The following is a 16,911-nucleotide window of genomic DNA, read 5'->3' on the forward strand; positions in this document are numbered from 1 at the left end:
GGGCCGAATTACCCGAACATGTAACGCAACGTATCCCCGCGCCTGCGGGCGCGAACGAACCGGAGTGAGACGATGAGCAATGCAGCGAAAGAAGTCGTGGTGGTGAGCGGTGTCCGTACCGCGATCGGTGATTTCGGCGGCAGCCTGAAGGATTTCTCGCCGACCGACCTCGGGGCGAAAGTCGTGCGCGAAGTGCTGTCGCGCGCGAACGTGTCGGGCGATGCGGTCGGGCATGTCGTGTTCGGCCACGTCGTGAACACCGAACCGAAGGACATGTATATCGCGCGCGTCGCGGCGATCGACGGCGGCGTCGCGCAGCACACACCCGCGCTGACCGTGAACCGCCTGTGCGGTTCGGGCCTGCAGGCGATCGTGTCGGCCGCGCAGACGATCATGCTCGGCGACGCCGACGTCGCGATCGGCGGCGGCTCGGAAAACATGAGCCGCGCGCCGTACACGGTGCCGGCCGCGCGTTTCGGCCAGCGCATGGGTGACGGCAAGCTCGTCGACATGATGCTCGGCGCACTGCACGACCCGTTCCAGACGATCCACATGGGCGTGACCGCCGAGAACGTCGCGGCGAAGTACGGCATCTCGCGCGACGCGCAGGACGCGCTGGCGCTCGAATCGCATCGTCGCGCGGCGCGCGCGATCGCGGAAGGGCGCTTCAAGGACCAGATCCTGCCGATCTCGATCCGCACGAAGAAGGGCGAGGTCGCGTTCGACACCGACGAGCACGTGCGTCACGACGCGAGCGCGGACGATTTCACGAAGCTGCGCCCGGTGTTCAAGAAGGAGGACGGCACGGTGACGGCCGGCAACGCATCGGGCATCAACGATGCGGCCGCGGCCGTGCTGATGATGAGCGCGGACGCCGCGCGCGCGCAGGGCGTGAAGCCGCTCGCCCGGCTCGTCGCGTATGCGCACGCGGGTGTCGATCCGGCATACATGGGCATCGGCCCCGTGCCGGCCACGCAGAAGGCGCTCGAACGCGCGGGCCTGAAGATCACCGATCTCGACGTGATCGAGGCGAACGAGGCGTTCGCCGCCCAGGCATGCGCGGTCACGCAGGAGCTCGGCCTCGATCCGGCGAAGGTCAACCCGAACGGGTCGGGCATCTCGCTCGGTCACCCGATCGGCGCGACCGGTGCGCTGATCACGGTCAAGGCGCTGTACGAACTGAAGCGCATCGGCGGGCGTTACGCGCTCGTGACGATGTGTATCGGCGGCGGCCAGGGGATTGCGGCCATCTTCGAGAACATCTGATAATCGACCGCTCAGCACCCGAACACACAGGAACTACATGGCCATCGAAATTGTCGGCGTCGTGGGCGCCGGAACCATGGGCAACGGCATTGCGCAGACCGCCGCCGTTGCGGGACTCAACGTCGTGATGATCGACGTCAGCGACGCCGCGCTCGAGAAGGGCGTCGCGACGCTGAAGGGCAGCCTCGAGCGGCTCGTGTCGAAGGGGAAGCTCGACGCAGCCGTGCGCGATGCGGCGCTGGCGCGCATCACGACGTCGACCGACTACGCGCAGCTCGCGTCGGTCGATATCGTGATCGAAGCCGCGACCGAGAACGTCGAGCTGAAGGGGCGCATCCTGAAGCAGATCGAGGCCGTCGCACGGCCCGACGCGATCATCGCGACCAACACGTCGTCGATCTCGATCACCGCGCTCGCGGCGCCGCTCGCCGATCCGGCGCGCTTCGTCGGCATGCACTTCTTCAACCCGGTGCCGCTGATGCCGCTCGTCGAGATCATCCGCGGGCTGCAGACGAGCGAAGCGACCGCGTCGGCGGTGCGCGAGCTGACCGAGCGTTTCGACAAGTCGCCGATCGGCGTGCGTAACTCGCCGGGCTTCGTCGTGAACCGGATTCTCGTGCCGATGATCAACGAGGCGTTTTTCGTGCTGGCTGAAGGCATCGCGTCGGCCGAGGAGATCGACGCGGGGATGAAGCTCGGCGCGAACCACCCGATCGGGCCGCTCGCGCTGGCCGACCTCGTCGGCCTCGACGTGTGCCTCGCGGTGATGGACGTGTTCGTGAAGGACTTCGGCGATCCGAAGTATCGCGCGTGCCCGCTGCTGCGCGAGATGGTGACGGCCGGCCGGCTGGGGCGCAAGACGGGGCGTGGGGTGTACGACTACAGCAAGTAAGCAGAAGGCTGGAAAGTCTTCAACGCGGGTGGCGAGTCGTGTCGGATGGTGTCGTTCATCCGGTGCGGTTCGCCACCCGCGTTTTTCATTTATGGAAGTGGCTCGCCGAATCCTGTCCGCCGGTTGAATTATTTCGAAAATCGATTTTAATCGTCAAATAGTTAAATCAATTAGCGTGGATATTTTCATATCGATTAAATTGACGTTTCAGTGTGTAATGTTATATCTTGGTTGCACAAATGCAATCGAGAGAAAATAAAGCGGCAATAGGTTGTTGCATAAATCGGGCGCGCGTGGGCGGCTGACATTTACGCACAACAGCGGTTCGGGTTCCTGCGTAGATTCGCGCTGGTTTTCTGAAAATGGATCCATTGCCATCGCACTTACTAAAACACGATTTCTGATCGTGCGGATGTCGTTCGCCTATTCGCTTTCAAGGACGTGAAAAGCCGGCGCGAATCGGCGGGGCGCGGTCGTCCGTTCGTCCGGACCACGGCGCCATGGTGTGCGCCCGTCGGCAACGAGGGGCGCGTGGTTTCCTCTCTCACTTCAGGATGGATACATGCAACCTAAAGCTTGGGTTATCGCAGTGGCGACGGCCGTTGCCGCGCTTTCCGCTCATGCACAGCAGGCGGACGGCGTCGCGCCTGCCACGGCTCAGGACGAGATCGTCAATTACCAAGCGGTCGGCAATGCCGCCGGCGTGACCAAGATCTATCGTTCGATCCGCACCACGGATCCCACCGATGCGCGCAGGACGGTCGTCGTCGAACAGGTGCTGAAGCAGATCGCGCCGGGCCGCGTGAGCTTCGTGCGCGGCGAGCAGCCGGCCGAGGCGACGCGGCATCGGCAGCAGCAATGCGCGCAACGCGGCGCGGTCGATGTGACCGACGAGTCGGACGTGACGATCGACGAGCGGGTTCTCGATTTCGCGCTGTGCCGCAGCACCGCCCCGATGCCGGCCGAGGTCGCCCGCGCCGCGAAGGCCGGCGGGACCGCGCCCGCGAAGGCGATCGCCAACGACCAGGGCATCACGATCATCGTGCCGGGGATCCTGGCCCATGTCTTCCAATTCACCGACTTGCCGGTCCACCTGTGGGTATCGACGGCGCAGATCGGGAACGTGCCCATGTCGCTCTACTCCGAGCCGTTCGGTGTCGTCAACTTCACGGGCTATACGAACGGCGGGGTCGTGCTGTTCCAGCCGGTCTTTTCGGTTCGCGCCGTCAAGCTCGGCGAGTTCGCGATCAACGCGCGCGCTTGCGGGCCCGGCATCGGTTGCTTCGACGACTCGCGCGGCCGGATCAACGTGGTGCGTTAAGGATGGTCGGGGCCGGGGCCGTGGGGGCCCTGTCTCCAACATGACGGCCGCGCGGCGCAACCGGGGGCGTGTCCGTCGCGTCCGAATGGCGGCGACCCGAAGTATCGCGCGTGCCCGCTGCTGCGCGAGATGGTGACCGCCGGGCGGCTTGGGCGCAAGACGGGGCGCGGGGTGTACGACTACAGCGCCTGACGCGCGAGCCGGGCGCCGGTTGCGTGGAGGCCCCTGTGTGAATCCGGGGCATACATGAAACCGGCGAGCAGTACGGCGCGCACCCGCACCCCGGAGACTGGGCACTGATCCAGCCTCCGGGGTGTTTTCTCGATGCGATTCACGGCCGTCGCTGCGTACCGCATGGCGCCGAACGGACCGTCAATCGGCAACAGCGGTATCGGCAACGTAGTTCGCGATACTGAAGAACCGATAGTCGCTCAGCAGGTCCGGCGCCGGGAACCCTTCCGGATGAATCCGCCCGTAAATCGGGCTGTCGGGGCGCAGGCCGGCCAGGGTCAGCGCGAGCGTGAATTCGTTGAACGGCGCCATGAACTGGCGCGACACGAAATGCATGCCCCAGTTGAACACCGACGGAAGCTGCTCGGTGCGCAACCACGTGTCCGGGCCGCCCGGCGCCCGCGCGCACAGGTTCTCCGCCCACGGGCTATGTCCTTCCACGATGAGAAAGCCATGCTTCGCGTGGGGCTTCCAGCGGGTCAGGAAATCGATCAGGTCCGCAGCCGCCACGTAACCGGGAACGAGCCCTTCCGCGTCGCTGTACGCGACCTTGAACGCGCGCTTGATCTGTTCGAGCCCGATCGGCAACGCTTCCTGATCCGATACCGTCAGGGCCCCCGCATAGTGCTGGTCGATCACCGCGCGCAGGCGTGCCCGATCGACGGTGCGAAGATGGCGCTCGAGGATCGCTTCGGCGGCGTCCTTGCGCCGGACGCCCAGCCGACGGTTGTGGACCAGGAACATGAAGGTGTGCAGCAGGTCGCTGAGTCGCGCCGGGCGCACGCTGCCGTCCGGCTGCGTGACGGTCAGGCCGCTGTCGGCCACGGCTTCGTCGTAGCGGTCGGGCTGGGAGATGTCGGCGGCGATCACGCGTACCTGCACGCCGGGGATGTCCTTCAGCGCGGATAGCGTCGCGGCGGCGCGGCCGCGCGCGGATTCGTTGTAGTCGGCGCCGATCACGAGCAGCGGATAGTCCGCGAGGTGCCGGCCGCGCCGCGTCGACGTGATGACGTATTCCGCCAGGCGCTTCACCGCGCTGCCGTCACCGCAGCCCATGTCGGCGATGCCGGCGGGCTGGCGATCCAGCGGCGTGTCGTCGAACAGCTCGCGCAGGATCTTCGTCGTGATTTCCTGCGACGCCGGCCCCGACCCGGCGCCGCTCGACGCATACACGTTCATCACGCGATCGATGTGGCCGTCGCTGTCGATATCGAGCGGATCGGGGTTGCCGAACAGGAGCTCGTCGAGCAGCGCATACGAACGCAGATACGACGCGGGCAGCCCCGCATAAGGCGCGGCGATCGGACGGTGAATCCGGCCCGACTCGGTGAGCCGCACCTTTCCCTGGTCGATTTCCACCATGCCGAACTTGCCCATCAGCGCCCATGCCGCGTCCAGGACGACAGGGTCCGCCTGTGTCCAGGCGCCCACCGCGACCCCGCCGGGCTGCTCGACGATCTTGCCGAGGATGCCGGGCGCCGACTGCGCGTACTGGCCATCCGGCTGCCTGTCGAACACCGGCATGTCGAGCGCGACCCAGGTCGGGCCCAGCAGCAGGCCGTCCATCGCCGTGCGCAGCTGTCCGTTCGCCTGGCGCTCCAGGTCGGTGGCCGGAGGCGCAAGCTCCGGCCAGCCCGCTACGCACGCCCGCACGAGCCGCGCATACAGCAGGCTGTCCTCGGCCGCCACGCGCGTTCGATGACACAGTGCGTGCAGATGCTGGAGCACCGACGTTGCATCGGCCAGTTGCCCGAACAGCGGCCGGGCGTGCTCGACGCACGCGACGACATATTCGCCGGCGGGCGTGAGCGCATAGTCGGCGTCTTCGTCGCCGCGATCGAGGGTCAGCCAGCCGGCCAGGCTCAGCAGGTTGAACGCGCCCCACAGAATCCCGAGGTTACGGGTCGGGTCGGGCTGGCGGGACGCCGCGAACGCGCGCATCGCGCGGGGCGCTCCGGCCCGCAGGCCGTCGAACGCGCCGGCAAACACCAGGCGCGCCAGCGTCGGCACCAGCACGATGCCGTTGGCCCAGTTGCAACTGCGCGTGTAGGCCATCACGCGCTGTGCGTCGTGCCGGCCGATGCGCAGCGTGGCCGCATGCGTGTGTTGTTCGAGCCTGACGGGCAGTTCCTCGTCGAGCACCTCGACGCCGATCGCGGCGCCGGCCGGCAGGCCGAGCAACGTGCGCGTTTCGTCGGGATAGGCGTCGAGATAGTGTTCGAGCTGCCGGGCCAGCGCGGTGGTGGAATCACCAAGGTCGTATCGGGCGTATCGGGCGTGCATGTTGGACGGTCTCACAGGATCGAAGGTTGGGCTGCATCGGATGAAGGGGCATCCGGATCGGCGTGCGCCACGACCGGCGCCGGCGTGGTGCCGCGAGTACGGGGCGCGAGATGGGCGGCCAGCGCGCGAATGGACGGGTAGTCCCAGACCGCGGACGGATCGACGCTCACGCTGAACGCCTCGCTGAATACGATCGTCATTTCGACGGCGAGGATCGAGTCGAAGCCGATCTCGGCGAACGTCGACTCGCGCGTCAAGCGAAGCTTGCGGTGCTTGAGGCGCTCGCCCAGCCACGCGATGAGCCATTGTTCGACGGCATGAACCTGCTGGCGATCGAGCAGGCTCGTCGGCTCGCCCGCGATCGGGGCCGGCGCCGGACCGGCGTCTTCGCCCGCCGGCGTGTCGGGCGCGTCGGGGGTGTCGGGCATGCCGGCGGCCGCGTGCTCGCCGGGATTGGCGTCCAGCAACGGATCGACGAGCTGGCTTGCGCCAGGGACCGTTTGCTCGATCGCGCCGATCTCGAGCCCGATCTGCGCGGCCCAGTCGTTCAATTGCGCCGACGTGGTCAGCGCGGATCGCAGGCCGACCTGCCGCTGCGCCGCCTCGATCGCGAGTTCGTACCGGCGCTGCGCCCAGCGCAGCGCGCCGTCACCGACGCGCTGCTGCGCAGCCGCACGTTCGGTCACCGCGAGCAGCAGTCCCCATTGCGCGACCGTGCCGAGCCAGTAATTGACCCAGACGGCGGCATGCGCGGCGCCGCCGAGTTTCGCCGCATTCGCGAGCCCGTCCTGCGACAGCCGGGCGCCGAGCTCGCGCAGCTCCGTGGCCAGCACGCCGGCGCCCAGCGCGCTTTCCAGATAACGCGGAAGCTCGTCGCTTCCGTTCAGCAGACGGCTGCCGAGGTGAACCAGCAGCGTTTCGGTCGGCCCCTCGAAGATGCGGGTCAGGCGCGCGTCGCGGAAGATCTGCGGCGCGAAGTTAGTTTCGATGTAACCGCGGCCGCCCAGGAACTGCATCAGCTCGTCGGCGGATTGCGACAGCAGCTCGGAGCCGAGAATCTTCGCGATCAGCAGGCAGTCTTCAGGCAGCGCGACGCCGAGGTCCAGCTCGGTGGCCAGGTGCTCGACCAGCGCGTCGAGCCCGTCGATGCGGTCCCGCAGCTCGCCCAGGCGCAGGCGGCTCAGCGGATTGTCCAGCAGGAGCCCGGTGGCGACCTCGCGCCGCGCCCCGTAGCGATGCATCAGCTGCGCACAGCGCTTCATTCCGCCCACGCTGACGGCGGCGATGCCGAGGCGCGCGATGTTCATCGCGTGCTGCGCCACGGACAGGCCCTGGCCGATGTCGCCGAGCCGGCATGCGTCGCCGATCCGTGCCCGATCCAGATGGAGCGAATTCTGGATCATGCCGCGCACGCCCATCGTCAGCTCCTCGGCGCCGATCCGCACGCCCGGCGTGCCGGGTCGCACCGCCAGGCCGACCATTCCCGTGCCGTCGGCCTGCTTCGCGAACACGTTGATGATCCCCGCCCACGCGGACGAGCCGCTCCAGCGCTTGGTGCCGCTGACCAGCCAGTCGCCGGACGCGGTGCGCTGCGCGCGGGACGCGATCGCGCGGACATGCGAGCCCGCGGCCGGCTCCGTGATCGCGAATGCGGCGAGCATCCGGCCGCTCGCGAGGCTCGGTAGCAATTCGTCGCGCAACGTTGGTTGCGCGTGCTGCATGATCGGCACTATGCCGAGCGTATTGTTCAGGGCGACGAAAAAAGCCAGCGTCGAATCGATCGCGGCCAGTTGCGCAAACACGCGCGCCATGTCGCGGTGGCCGAGCCCGAGCCCGCCATGCGAACGGTCGATCGGCATGCCGAGCAGGCCCCGGTTGCCGAAATCGAGCACGACGTGCGGCGGTATGGTGCGTCGCTCGTCGATGGTGCGCGAATCGATCCGCGTGCGGGCGTAGTGCCTGAGCCAGTCGTTCAGTTCGTCGACGGTGGCGCCGTCGTCGCGCCGGCGATCGTTGGCCGCCGGCTGGTCGACACCGGCGGCCGGGCGCGCGGGCTGCCCGCGATCGGGCGCCGGCGTTTGCGTGCCGGCGTCGACGTCCCACTGTGCGAGGATCGTCAGCGCGCCGTCGTGCAACTGCGTGCGGCACGTGCTGCGGCGCACCTTGCCGCTCGACGTCTTCGGCACGCTGCCGGGCGACACCAGCACGATCCTGCTCGGCCCGATGTCGAGGCGGTTCCAGATCGCCTGGCGAATCGCTTCGATGAAGCTGTCGAGATTGCCCTTGCGTTGCGTGCGCTCGACTTCGGCCACGACGATCAGGCGCTCCGCGTCGGCCTGGTCGTCCATGAAGGCCGCGCAGCCGTTCGGCACCAGTTCCGGCACGCCGACGATCAGCGCGTATTCGATGTCTTCCGAGTAGTAGTTGCGGCCGGCGAGGATCACCATGTCCTTGAGCCGGCCGGTCACGTACAGTTCGTCATCCAGAATGAAGCCGAGATCGCCGGTGCGCATGAATGCCTGGTCCCGGTCGCCGGCCAGCGTGTGCCGGAAGGTCGAATGCGTCTGCTCGTCCAGCCGCCAGTAGCCGGCGGCGACGCTCGGGCCGGCCACGCAGATTTCGCCGATGGTCCGGTCGTCGCATCGCGCGTTGGTCTCCAGGTCGCGCACGATCACCTGCTGTTCGCCGTCGGTGCGGCCCACGCCGACCAGAACCCGCTCGCCCGGGCGGTCCAGCGGCTGCGGCGACACGCCGAGGGTCTCGTTGCGCAACACCACCGATTGCCGCTGGAGCGCGGCCTGGTCGACGCACAGCGTGCGGACCGGGTGCTGTCCCGTGCGGCCGGCGACGTACAGCGTGCCCTCCGCGAGCCCGTAGCACGGCAGGAACCCGTCGGCGGCGAAGCCCGCTGCCGCGAAGCGCTGCGAGAAATCCGTCAGCGTGCTGGCACGCACCGACTCGGCGCCGTTGTACGCGGCCCGCAGGCACGACAGGTCGAGCGTCGCCAGCTGTTCGTCGGAGATTCGCCGGCCGCACATCCGGTACGCGAAATCGGGCGCGCCCGTCAGGTCCGCGCGGTACTGGCTGATCGCGCGCAGCCACAGGTACGGATGCTGGATGAACCGTTCCGGGGCCATCAGCACGCCGCGGAAGCCGCCGTACAGCGACGTCAGGATCACCCCGATCAGGCCCATGTCGTGATACGGCGGCAGCCAGCTGACGATCGTGCTCGACTCGTCATACGCAAGCCATTCGCGTATCAGCCCCAGGTTGTGGATCAGGTTTGCGTGACTCACCATCACACCTTTCGGTGTGCCCGTCGTTCCCGACGTGTATTGCAGAAACGCGATGTGGGACGGCTGCACGCCGGCGGGCGAATCCACCGGAGCCAGCGCCTGCGCGCCGCCGACGTCGAGCAGCGTGCTGCCGGACGCGTCGGTATCGGCGAGCCAGGTCGAGCAGCGCGCGTGGTCCTCGGCCGAGCACAGGATCGTGTCGGCGCCCGCGTTGTCGACGATGCCGGCGATCCGCACCATATGCTGCCTGTTGCGCGGCGGGTAGGCCGGCACCGCGATCGCGCCCGCATACAGGCACCCCATGAAGGCGCCGACGTAATCGAGGCCCGGCCGGCACAGCAGCAGCACGCGGTCGCCGACTTCGACCGCGTTCTGCCGCAGCAGCGCGGCGACCCGGCGGGCGCGCACGTCGAGCTCGGAGAAGGTCATCGATTCGGCCCGTTCCTGCTCGGGCGGCCCGCTCAGGAACACGTAGGCGGTGTGGTCGCCGCGTGTGGCGGCGCGGTTCTGAAGCAATTCGCCAAGCGTAGTCGGCAAGGTCGCAGTGGTCATGATGTCGTCGGAAGAGGAATGAAAACAGCGAGCAGGGGCCTCGCACCGGCCGGCGCCCGTGCGTTGCCGCGGCGGACATCCGGATACGGCTATTCGGCGCGATGGAACAGGTCGATCATGTGCGTCATGCTTTTGAGATGCAGGAAACGCGGCACGACCTTTTCGCTTCTTGCCGCGTAACGGGCCGTCCACTGGTGGGCCAGTGCCTGCGTGGCGGCGGCGTTGCCGCGAACCGCGCGTGCGTCGGCCTCGCGTGCATCGAGGCACGCGCGCGCATGCCGTGCGGCCGACCGGGCGAGCTCGCCGGTGAGGATGCCGTGGTGCCCCAGGGCGAGCCGCGGTGCATGCAGCTGTTCGATGACGTCCAGCGAGTGCCGGTACGCAAACAGGTCCTGAAAGACCAGCGGCAGCCAGTGGGTGGCGTCCTGAAACTCGCCGAGCGCATCCGACACGAAACCGATGTCCAGCTGCGGGCAGTAGTAGCCGAACTGGCAGCGGCTGTGGCCCGGCAGCGCGATCGTGCGAATCTGCATCCCGTCGCCGATATCGAGTTGCGCGCCCGGGTTGACCGGGTAGAACGGCAAGTCGGCCAACTCGGTGAAATCGGCGCCGGCAGCGGGTTCCCACGACCGAGACGCGTGCTCGTCGAGCTGGCGGATGGTGCGGCAGGCCGACGGGCTCTGGAACGCATCGAACGCGTCGGGCGAACCGGATACATGGAGCCACGGCATGCGCGACTTGAGCGTCATCAGCAGGCTGCAATGGTCATAGTGCGAGTGGGTGATCAGCCAGTAGCGCAAATGCCGGATGCCGCCGAAGTCGCGCAGCAGATCATGAAGCTGCTGCCATACGAGCGCCGTCATGCCGCTCAGGCCGCCCTCGATCAGCGTCGCGGCCTCGTCGTTGACGATCACGTACAGCGGCACGTCGGCGGTGCCGATCAGCGCCAGCCGCGGCTCGATCCACCCGGGGGAAGCGTTCAGCATGTCGTTCAGCTCCGATAGAGCGCACAGGCCCATGTCGCGCCCGCGCCGTAGGTCACGAGGAGATTGAGCTGGCCGGCCGGCATGCGGCCTTGCTCGTGGGCGAGGGAGAGCGCGACCGGAAACGCCGCGCTCGCCATGTTGCCCAGTTGGTCGACGGAGATCATGCAGCGCTCGCGGGGCAGCCCGAGCCGCTCGATGACCGCGTCGAGGATGCGCAGGTTCGGCTGGTGCGGCACGACCAGGCCGATATCGCCGATCGTCAGCCGGTGCTTGTCGAGCATCTGGCGGCACGCGTCGACGATGCGGCGCGTCGCGTCCTCGAACATCGGCGCGCCTTTCATCCGGAAGTGGTGGCGGCCGGCCGCGATGTCGTCCGCGTCGATGAAGCGCGGGCGTCGCGCGCCGGGCGCCTCGGTGGCGAGCAGGTCGAACTGGGTGCCGTCGGCGCCGAGCGTCAGGTCGATCAGCCCGCGCGCCGGCTCGTCCGTCGCCTGCAGCAGCAGCGCGGCGGCGCCGTCGCTCAGCAGGATCGACAGGTTGCGCCCGGCGTTGCTCGTGTCGATGCGCCGCGACAGCGCCTCGGCGCAGACCAGCAGCACGTTGCGATACAGGCCGCTCGCGAGGAAGTGGCGCGCGATCTCGAGCCCGTAGAGCCCGCCGCTGCATTGCGCGCGGATGTCGAAGCACGGCACTTCCCGCAAGCCGAGCCGGGGCTGGATGTAGCACGCCTGCGACGGGTCGTGATGATCGGGCGACAGCGTGTTGACGATCAGCAGGTCGACGTCGTGCGCCGTGACGCCCGCGTTGGCCATTGCGCGTTCCGCGGCCGGGCAGGCGAGGTCCGCCAGATGCTGATCGGGGGCGAGATAACGTCGCGCGACGACACCGGTGCGTTCGCGAATGAACGCGTCGCTGGTGTCGATCATGCCGGCGACTTCGTCGTTGCCGACGATTCGCTCGGGCAGCGCATGGCCGAACCCGGCGATGACGAGACGGGCGCTCATGCGTGACCCTCCTGTTCCGTCACGACGGCGACGGCGCCGCCCGCATCGGACACGACGGTTTCGCCCCAGCGCCACAATTGCGCGCCGAAGCCCCAGCCCGCGCCCGCGCCGGCAATCACGACCTTGGATCCCGGCCGGATCACGCCCTGCCGGATCGACTCGGCCAGCGCGAACGGCACCGCGGCCGACACGAGGCACGCGCAATCGGCCACGCGAATCACGTACTGATCGGGCCTGAGCCCGAGCCGCTGCGCCCATGAGCGCACGAGCAGCGCCGACGGCTGGTGGAACACCATCGCATCGACGTCGGCGATGCCGGTGCCGCTCCGGTGCAGCAGGCGCTCGACGATGTCGGGAATCGCCACCGGCATGAAGCGCGAGATCGCCTCCTGCGCTTCGGGCTTGAGCGTGAAATACACGCCGAACGGGTTGTCGGCGCCGGTTTCCGCGTCGTCGTCGGCCGCGGCCTGCGCATTGCGCCACTGCATCGTCACGAGGTCGTAGCGGGTGGCGTCGCTGTGATACGCGGCATCCAGCCAGTCGGCGCCGTCGGGGTCGGCCGGCTCCGCGACGAGCACGGCCGCGGCCGCGCCGTCGCCGAAGTTCGTCGACGACTTGCTCGTGTAGTCGACCACCGCCGACATGCGCTCCGACGAGCACACCAGCGCCCGTTTCACGCGCCCCTGCTTGATGAGGTTGGCGGCGAGCTGCAGTTGCAGCACGAAGCTCGCGCATTCCATCTCGATATCGGCATCGAGCGCGCGCGTGGCGCCGAGCCGGTCGCGCAGCGCGCGCGAGAGCCGCGGCGCGAACCGGCGCCGGCCGTCGGCGAGCGACACGAACGGCGACGTCATGTTGAACAGCACCAGGTCGAGTTCGGCGGGTTCCACGCCGGCACGCGCGAGGGCGTCGCGGGCCGTGCGCTCGGCCAGCGCGAGTTCGGATTCGCCGGCATCGGGGTCGATCATGTGGCGCGATTCGATGCCCCAGAATTGCCACCATTCCGCCGGAATGGGCTCGACGCCCGCGAAGACGGGATCGTCGTTGGGTACCTGGCGGGCCGGCAGGCGGCAGGCGAGACTTGCGATTCGGACGTTGTGCACCGTCAGACCTCCATCGTGCTGCAAGCGATGCGCGGCCGGAACGGATCCAGTGTCATGGCGATCACCGTCCGTTCATCGTCACGCAACGAAATCGAATCTGCGACGCGCGACGCGAGCCACGCGGGCAGTTGGAACGGGTTCGGAATCTCCGCCGCACCGGTGACGACGTCGACGCGGAAAGCATCCCGCGCGCCGGTGGTGATCGACGGCCATCCGCCCAGCCACGATTCGCAGAACAGCGTGGCGGCACGCCGGTCGATGCGGCTTTGCGCCGCGTCGAGCATTGCGTTGACCGCGGCGCCCGCATTGGCCGGTTCGGCGTCGAAGCGGCCGGTGGCGCGATCGAACCGGCTTTCGAAGCGGGCCAGCGACAGCCTGCCGTTCACGCGCCGGGGCGCGAGCGCGTCGAGCGTCGCGAACGGCGGGGAATCGAGATCCGCGTAGCGGCTCGCATAAGCGCGGTCATGGCCGGACGGCGTCAGCACGATCGCGCCCGCGCCGTCGGCGAAGCCGCTCTCGGCCACCTGCTCGACGTCCGCGAGCGCTTCCGCGCGAACGACGAGCGCGCGCCGATAGCCGAGCTGCCGGCAATGGCTTTGCGCGAGATCGAGTGCGAGCGTCCAGTCCGCATCGAGCAGGTCGAACACGGCCGCATGTCGCGCACGCAGGTCGCGCTGTACGGGGTGCGCCAGCCGCGGGCCCGCGATCGACGGCGCGTCCGCCATCCGGCTGGGGGAGATCGACAGGCTGACGATCAGATCCAGTTCCGACGGCAGGCAACCGGCTTGTTGCAGTGCCTGCCTGGCCGCCTTGATCGCGTAGTCGTTCGCGCAGGATTGCGCGGTGGTCGCGGGGGCCGGAATGGCCGCCGCGGCGCCGAGAATTTTCATAGGATTTCTTCGCTTTGGACTGCTTGATTCAGGGAACGCGCCGTGCCATGACCGGCCTGCCGGAGCACGGCACGTCGCAATTTGCCCGACTCGTTGCGCGGCAAACCGGCGGCGTGATAGGCCACGCGATGCGGGCACTTGTATGGCGCAATCACGCTTTTCACGTGCTGCTGAAGCTGCGTCGTCAACGCATCCGAGCCGTCGACGCCCGGGCGCAGCACCACGTGCGCGCAGATGAGCGTGCCGCCCCGTTCGTCGACGTGCCCGACGACGCCGCATTCGGCGATATCCGGATGGCGCAGCAGCGCCTGCTCCACTTCGCCGGGCGACACCGTGTAGCCGGAGGTGATGATCATGTCGTCCGCGCGTGCCTGGTAGAACAGGTAGCCGTCCTCGTCCAGGTAGGCGCTGTCGCCCGTCAGGTTCCAGCCGTGCTTGACGTAGTCGCGTTGTCGCGTGTCGTTCAGGTAGCGGCATCCGGTCGGCCCCTGCACGGCCAGGTAGCCGATCTCGTAGGGCGGCAGGCACTGGCCGTGCTCGTCCACGACGGCAACGCGGTAACCGGGCACCGCCTTGCCGATCGCGCCGTCCTTCGTGCCGGTATCGCCGGTCGACGCGAAGATGTGCAGCATCTCGGTCGATCCGATGCCGTCGATCAGGTGCAGGCCGGTGCGGATCTGCCACGCATCGCGCGTCCATGGCGGCAGCGCCTCGCCCGCCGACACGCATTTGCGCAGGGACGAGATGTCGCACGGGCCGCGCTGGTCGAGATGATCGAGCATGGCCCGATAGGCCGCCGGCGCCGTAAACAGGATGCTGACCCGATGCCGTTCGACGGCGGCCAGCAGCTGTTCCGGGCCCGCTTTCGGCAACAGCACGACGCTTGCGCCGACGCTGACCGGAAACAGCAGCAGCGCGCCGAGGCCGAACGTGAACGCGAGCGGCGGCGATCCGCAGAAGACGTCATCGGCCGTGGGCCGGAGCACGTGCTGCGGAAAGCAGTGGCAGGCCGCCATCACATCGCGATGAAAATGGACGGTTGCCTTCGGTTCGCCGGTCGTTCCCGACGTGAACGCGATCAGGCAGGGATCGTCCGCGCGTGTTTCGGCGGCCGCGAATGCCGCCGAATGGCCGTCGAGCCAGCGCGCGTGCGGATGCGTGTCGTCCGTGTCGTAGCGTCGAACGTCGCCGCGCCACTGCAGGCTCGCCATCGCCGCGTCGAGTTCGGCGGACAACCCGGCTTCGCAGATCACGTGCGTGACCCGGGCCCGCCCGATGATGGTCGACAGTTCTCCCGCGCGCAGCTTCGGCATCGTTGTGACGGCGACGCCGCCGGCCTTGACCACGCCGAACCACGCGGCGGCCAGCATCGGGTGATTCGCGCCGTGCAGCAGCACCCGATTGCCGGCCACGAGGCCGCCGTCATGGACGAGCAGGTTGGCGATCCGGTTGGCGGCATCGCGCAATTCGCGATACGACCATGTGATGCCCGACCCGGTCGTGATCGCCACCCGATCGCCCCAGCCGCGCTCGTCGACGGCGGTATCCAGCAGCGCGGCGGCGCAATTGAGAAACGGCGGAAACTGCAGCCCCGGCAATTCCAAGACGAACGTCGGCCAATCCTCGGCAGGGGGCAAATTCGCGCGGCAAAAGTCGTCCATCGTCAGCGCTCGCAAGAGTGTGAGTTCGAAGTTCGTGATAGCAGTGCGGTGCCGCGCGGGCCGTGCGCCATGACCGGGCGCGGCCCGCGCAGCCTGAGCCGCGATGCCAAAGAGATGTGGTCGGGGCGGCAGGCATCTGCCGCCGAGCGACGCACGGCGCGCCGGGTCAACCGGATGAAGGCTGGCCGGTTTCGGTGGAGTGATATCGTCTCATTTGATTTTCAAAATAAACAATAATCGATCGGTTTAATTCAAATGCGCCCGGATTTGAAATTCATCGATCAATCTGGTCGGTGTCAAAAAAATATTGGCGCAAGCTTAACGGAATAAATATTGAAAAGTAAATGGAAGAATAGAAGGGTGATTGTGGTTATCGATTGAAATCGATTCCATTGATCATCGTCATTTTTTAATTAATCTGTTCCAGTAAATCATCTGGCGATTTGTTGACTCGGACGGAGCCTGGCTGCCGCAATGCTGAATAAAGCGCCGCGGAGTTCATCGGCGCGAAACGTACGTCGCGTCATGAAGCGGATTGCGCTGCGCAAAAAAGAATGCCCCGCGCTTTCGAGCGTAGCGGAGCTTTGAGGCAGTTTGAATGGGGAATCAGGAATGCAGGCGCCGCGGTCTCGCGCTGCACCCTTGGGGATTCTTGTAATTATATTGGCGAATATTCAATAACGAGCGGGGAATGGGAATTTCCCGGTTATGAAATTCGTGCGCGGCCTAGCTGTCGAGCACGGAAAGATTTTCCGGCAATGTTTGCTTGAACATCGCGAGAATCCTGCGCGCCGCCTTCGGCGGCAACTCGATCGCATGTCGCACCGCCGCGGCGATCAACACCATCGTCAATTCCGAGAACGCCGCCAATTGCACGTCGGGCACCGCCGGTGCGAGTTCCCGCAGCGCATCCGCCAACAACCCCGCCAGAAACTCACCGTCCGCCCGGTCGAGCGCCTGCAGTGCGCGGTCGGCCTGCGTGGCCCGCCAGATGTCGCGCATCAGCGGCTCGTCGACGAACATCCGGTAATAGCTGTCCGTGATGCGGGCGAGCGTGGCGTGCAGGTCGTCGAGCGACTTCATCGCGGCGAGATCGCGCCGCACGCAGTCGTGCCCGGCTTCGTTGTAGCGCTCCGCGAGCGTGCCGATCACGGCCGCCTTGTCCGGGAAGTACTGGTACAGCGAACCGAACGAGATGCCCGTGCGCTCGACGATGTCGCTCATCCGGAACGCGTCGCAGCCTTTCTCGATCATCACCTCCGACGCGCTCGCGAGAATGCGCTCGAACCGCTCGCGGCTGCGCTGCTGCGTCGGTACCAGCCGCGCGCGCGCCGGCGCATCCGCTGCCGCCGCCTCGGGCTGGTCGTTTTGCCCCGATTTTTGTCGGCCCATGCCGCCTCCGGAAAAACTTGACGTTGCTAATGCG

11 protein-coding genes and 1 pseudogene are annotated in these 16,911 nt (G+C 67.4%); 4 read left to right on the plus strand and 8 right to left on the minus strand.

Translation table 11 applies throughout. The annotated features are described in order from the left end of the window. The first annotated feature begins 72 nt into the window (after nucleotides 1-72). From bktB to VK92_RS41190, 4 genes and pseudogenes are all read left to right on the plus strand, one after another. On the plus strand, nucleotides 73-1,266 hold the full coding sequence (gene bktB, locus VK92_RS36385; protein WP_048028343.1) for a beta-ketothiolase BktB: 1,194 nt from the start codon (nucleotides 73-75) through the stop codon (nucleotides 1,264-1,266). A 37-nt stretch (nucleotides 1,267-1,303) separates the two neighbouring features. Next, the gene (locus tag VK92_RS36390) at nucleotides 1,304-2,158 is read left to right on the plus strand and encodes a 3-hydroxybutyryl-CoA dehydrogenase (protein WP_048028345.1); all 855 of its coding nucleotides are present in this window, start codon (nucleotides 1,304-1,306) and stop codon (nucleotides 2,156-2,158) included. 505 nt (nucleotides 2,159-2,663) lie between these two features. Further along, nucleotides 2,664-3,479, plus strand: a complete 816-nt coding sequence (locus VK92_RS36395; RefSeq protein WP_124546704.1) for a hypothetical protein — start codon at nucleotides 2,664-2,666, stop codon at nucleotides 3,477-3,479. 90 nt (nucleotides 3,480-3,569) lie between these two features. Beyond that, nucleotides 3,570-3,671, plus strand: a pseudogene (locus VK92_RS41190) (3-hydroxyacyl-CoA dehydrogenase family protein); the annotation flags it as partial. 180 nt (nucleotides 3,672-3,851) lie between these two features. On the opposite strand, the gene VK92_RS36400 reads toward VK92_RS41190, so the two are convergent. The 8 genes from VK92_RS36400 to VK92_RS36435 form a co-directional block, all read right to left on the minus strand. After that, the gene (locus VK92_RS36400; protein ID WP_048028349.1) at nucleotides 3,852-5,993 is read right to left on the minus strand and encodes an AprA-related methyltransferase; all 2,142 of its coding nucleotides are present in this window, start codon (nucleotides 5,991-5,993) and stop codon (nucleotides 3,852-3,854) included. Nucleotides 5,994-6,004: 11 nt separating this feature from the next. Further along, nucleotides 6,005-9,841 carry an AMP-binding protein gene (locus tag VK92_RS36405; protein ID WP_048028351.1) on the minus strand — a complete coding sequence of 1,279 codons (3,837 nt, stop codon included), beginning with the start codon at nucleotides 9,839-9,841 and terminating at the stop codon, nucleotides 6,005-6,007. Nucleotides 9,842-9,930: 89 nt separating this feature from the next. Continuing rightward, nucleotides 9,931-10,827, minus strand: a complete 897-nt coding sequence (locus VK92_RS36410; protein ID WP_042973145.1) for an MBL fold metallo-hydrolase — start codon at nucleotides 10,825-10,827, stop codon at nucleotides 9,931-9,933. 5 nt (nucleotides 10,828-10,832) lie between these two features. Continuing rightward, nucleotides 10,833-11,831: a ketoacyl-ACP synthase III gene (locus tag VK92_RS36415; RefSeq protein ID WP_048028353.1), complete on the minus strand. Its 999-nt coding sequence runs from the start codon at nucleotides 11,829-11,831 to the stop codon at nucleotides 10,833-10,835. Next, the gene (locus VK92_RS36420; protein ID WP_165589134.1) at nucleotides 11,828-12,958 is read right to left on the minus strand and encodes a 3-oxoacyl-ACP synthase III family protein; all 1,131 of its coding nucleotides are present in this window, start codon (nucleotides 12,956-12,958) and stop codon (nucleotides 11,828-11,830) included. Before VK92_RS36420 ends, VK92_RS36415 begins: the two co-directional genes overlap by 4 nt. Further along, nucleotides 12,937-13,824: a hypothetical protein gene (locus VK92_RS36425; protein WP_048028357.1), complete on the minus strand. Its 888-nt coding sequence runs from the start codon at nucleotides 13,822-13,824 to the stop codon at nucleotides 12,937-12,939. The genes VK92_RS36420 and VK92_RS36425 overlap by 22 nt, the downstream gene beginning before the upstream one ends. Beyond that, nucleotides 13,821-15,485, minus strand: coding sequence for an AMP-binding protein (locus VK92_RS36430; protein ID WP_048028359.1), 1,665 nt, complete (start codon nucleotides 15,483-15,485; stop codon nucleotides 13,821-13,823). The genes VK92_RS36425 and VK92_RS36430 overlap by 4 nt, the downstream gene beginning before the upstream one ends. 726 nt (nucleotides 15,486-16,211) lie before the next feature. Beyond that, nucleotides 16,212-16,877, minus strand: coding sequence for a TetR/AcrR family transcriptional regulator (locus VK92_RS36435; protein WP_021157114.1), 666 nt, complete (start codon nucleotides 16,875-16,877; stop codon nucleotides 16,212-16,214). Nucleotides 16,878-16,911: the final 34 nt, after the last annotated feature.

The sequence above is a fragment of the Burkholderia sp. LK4 genome, assembly GCF_001043615.1.
In the GTDB taxonomy this organism is placed as follows: Bacteria; Pseudomonadota; Gammaproteobacteria; order Burkholderiales; family Burkholderiaceae; genus Burkholderia; species Burkholderia cepacia.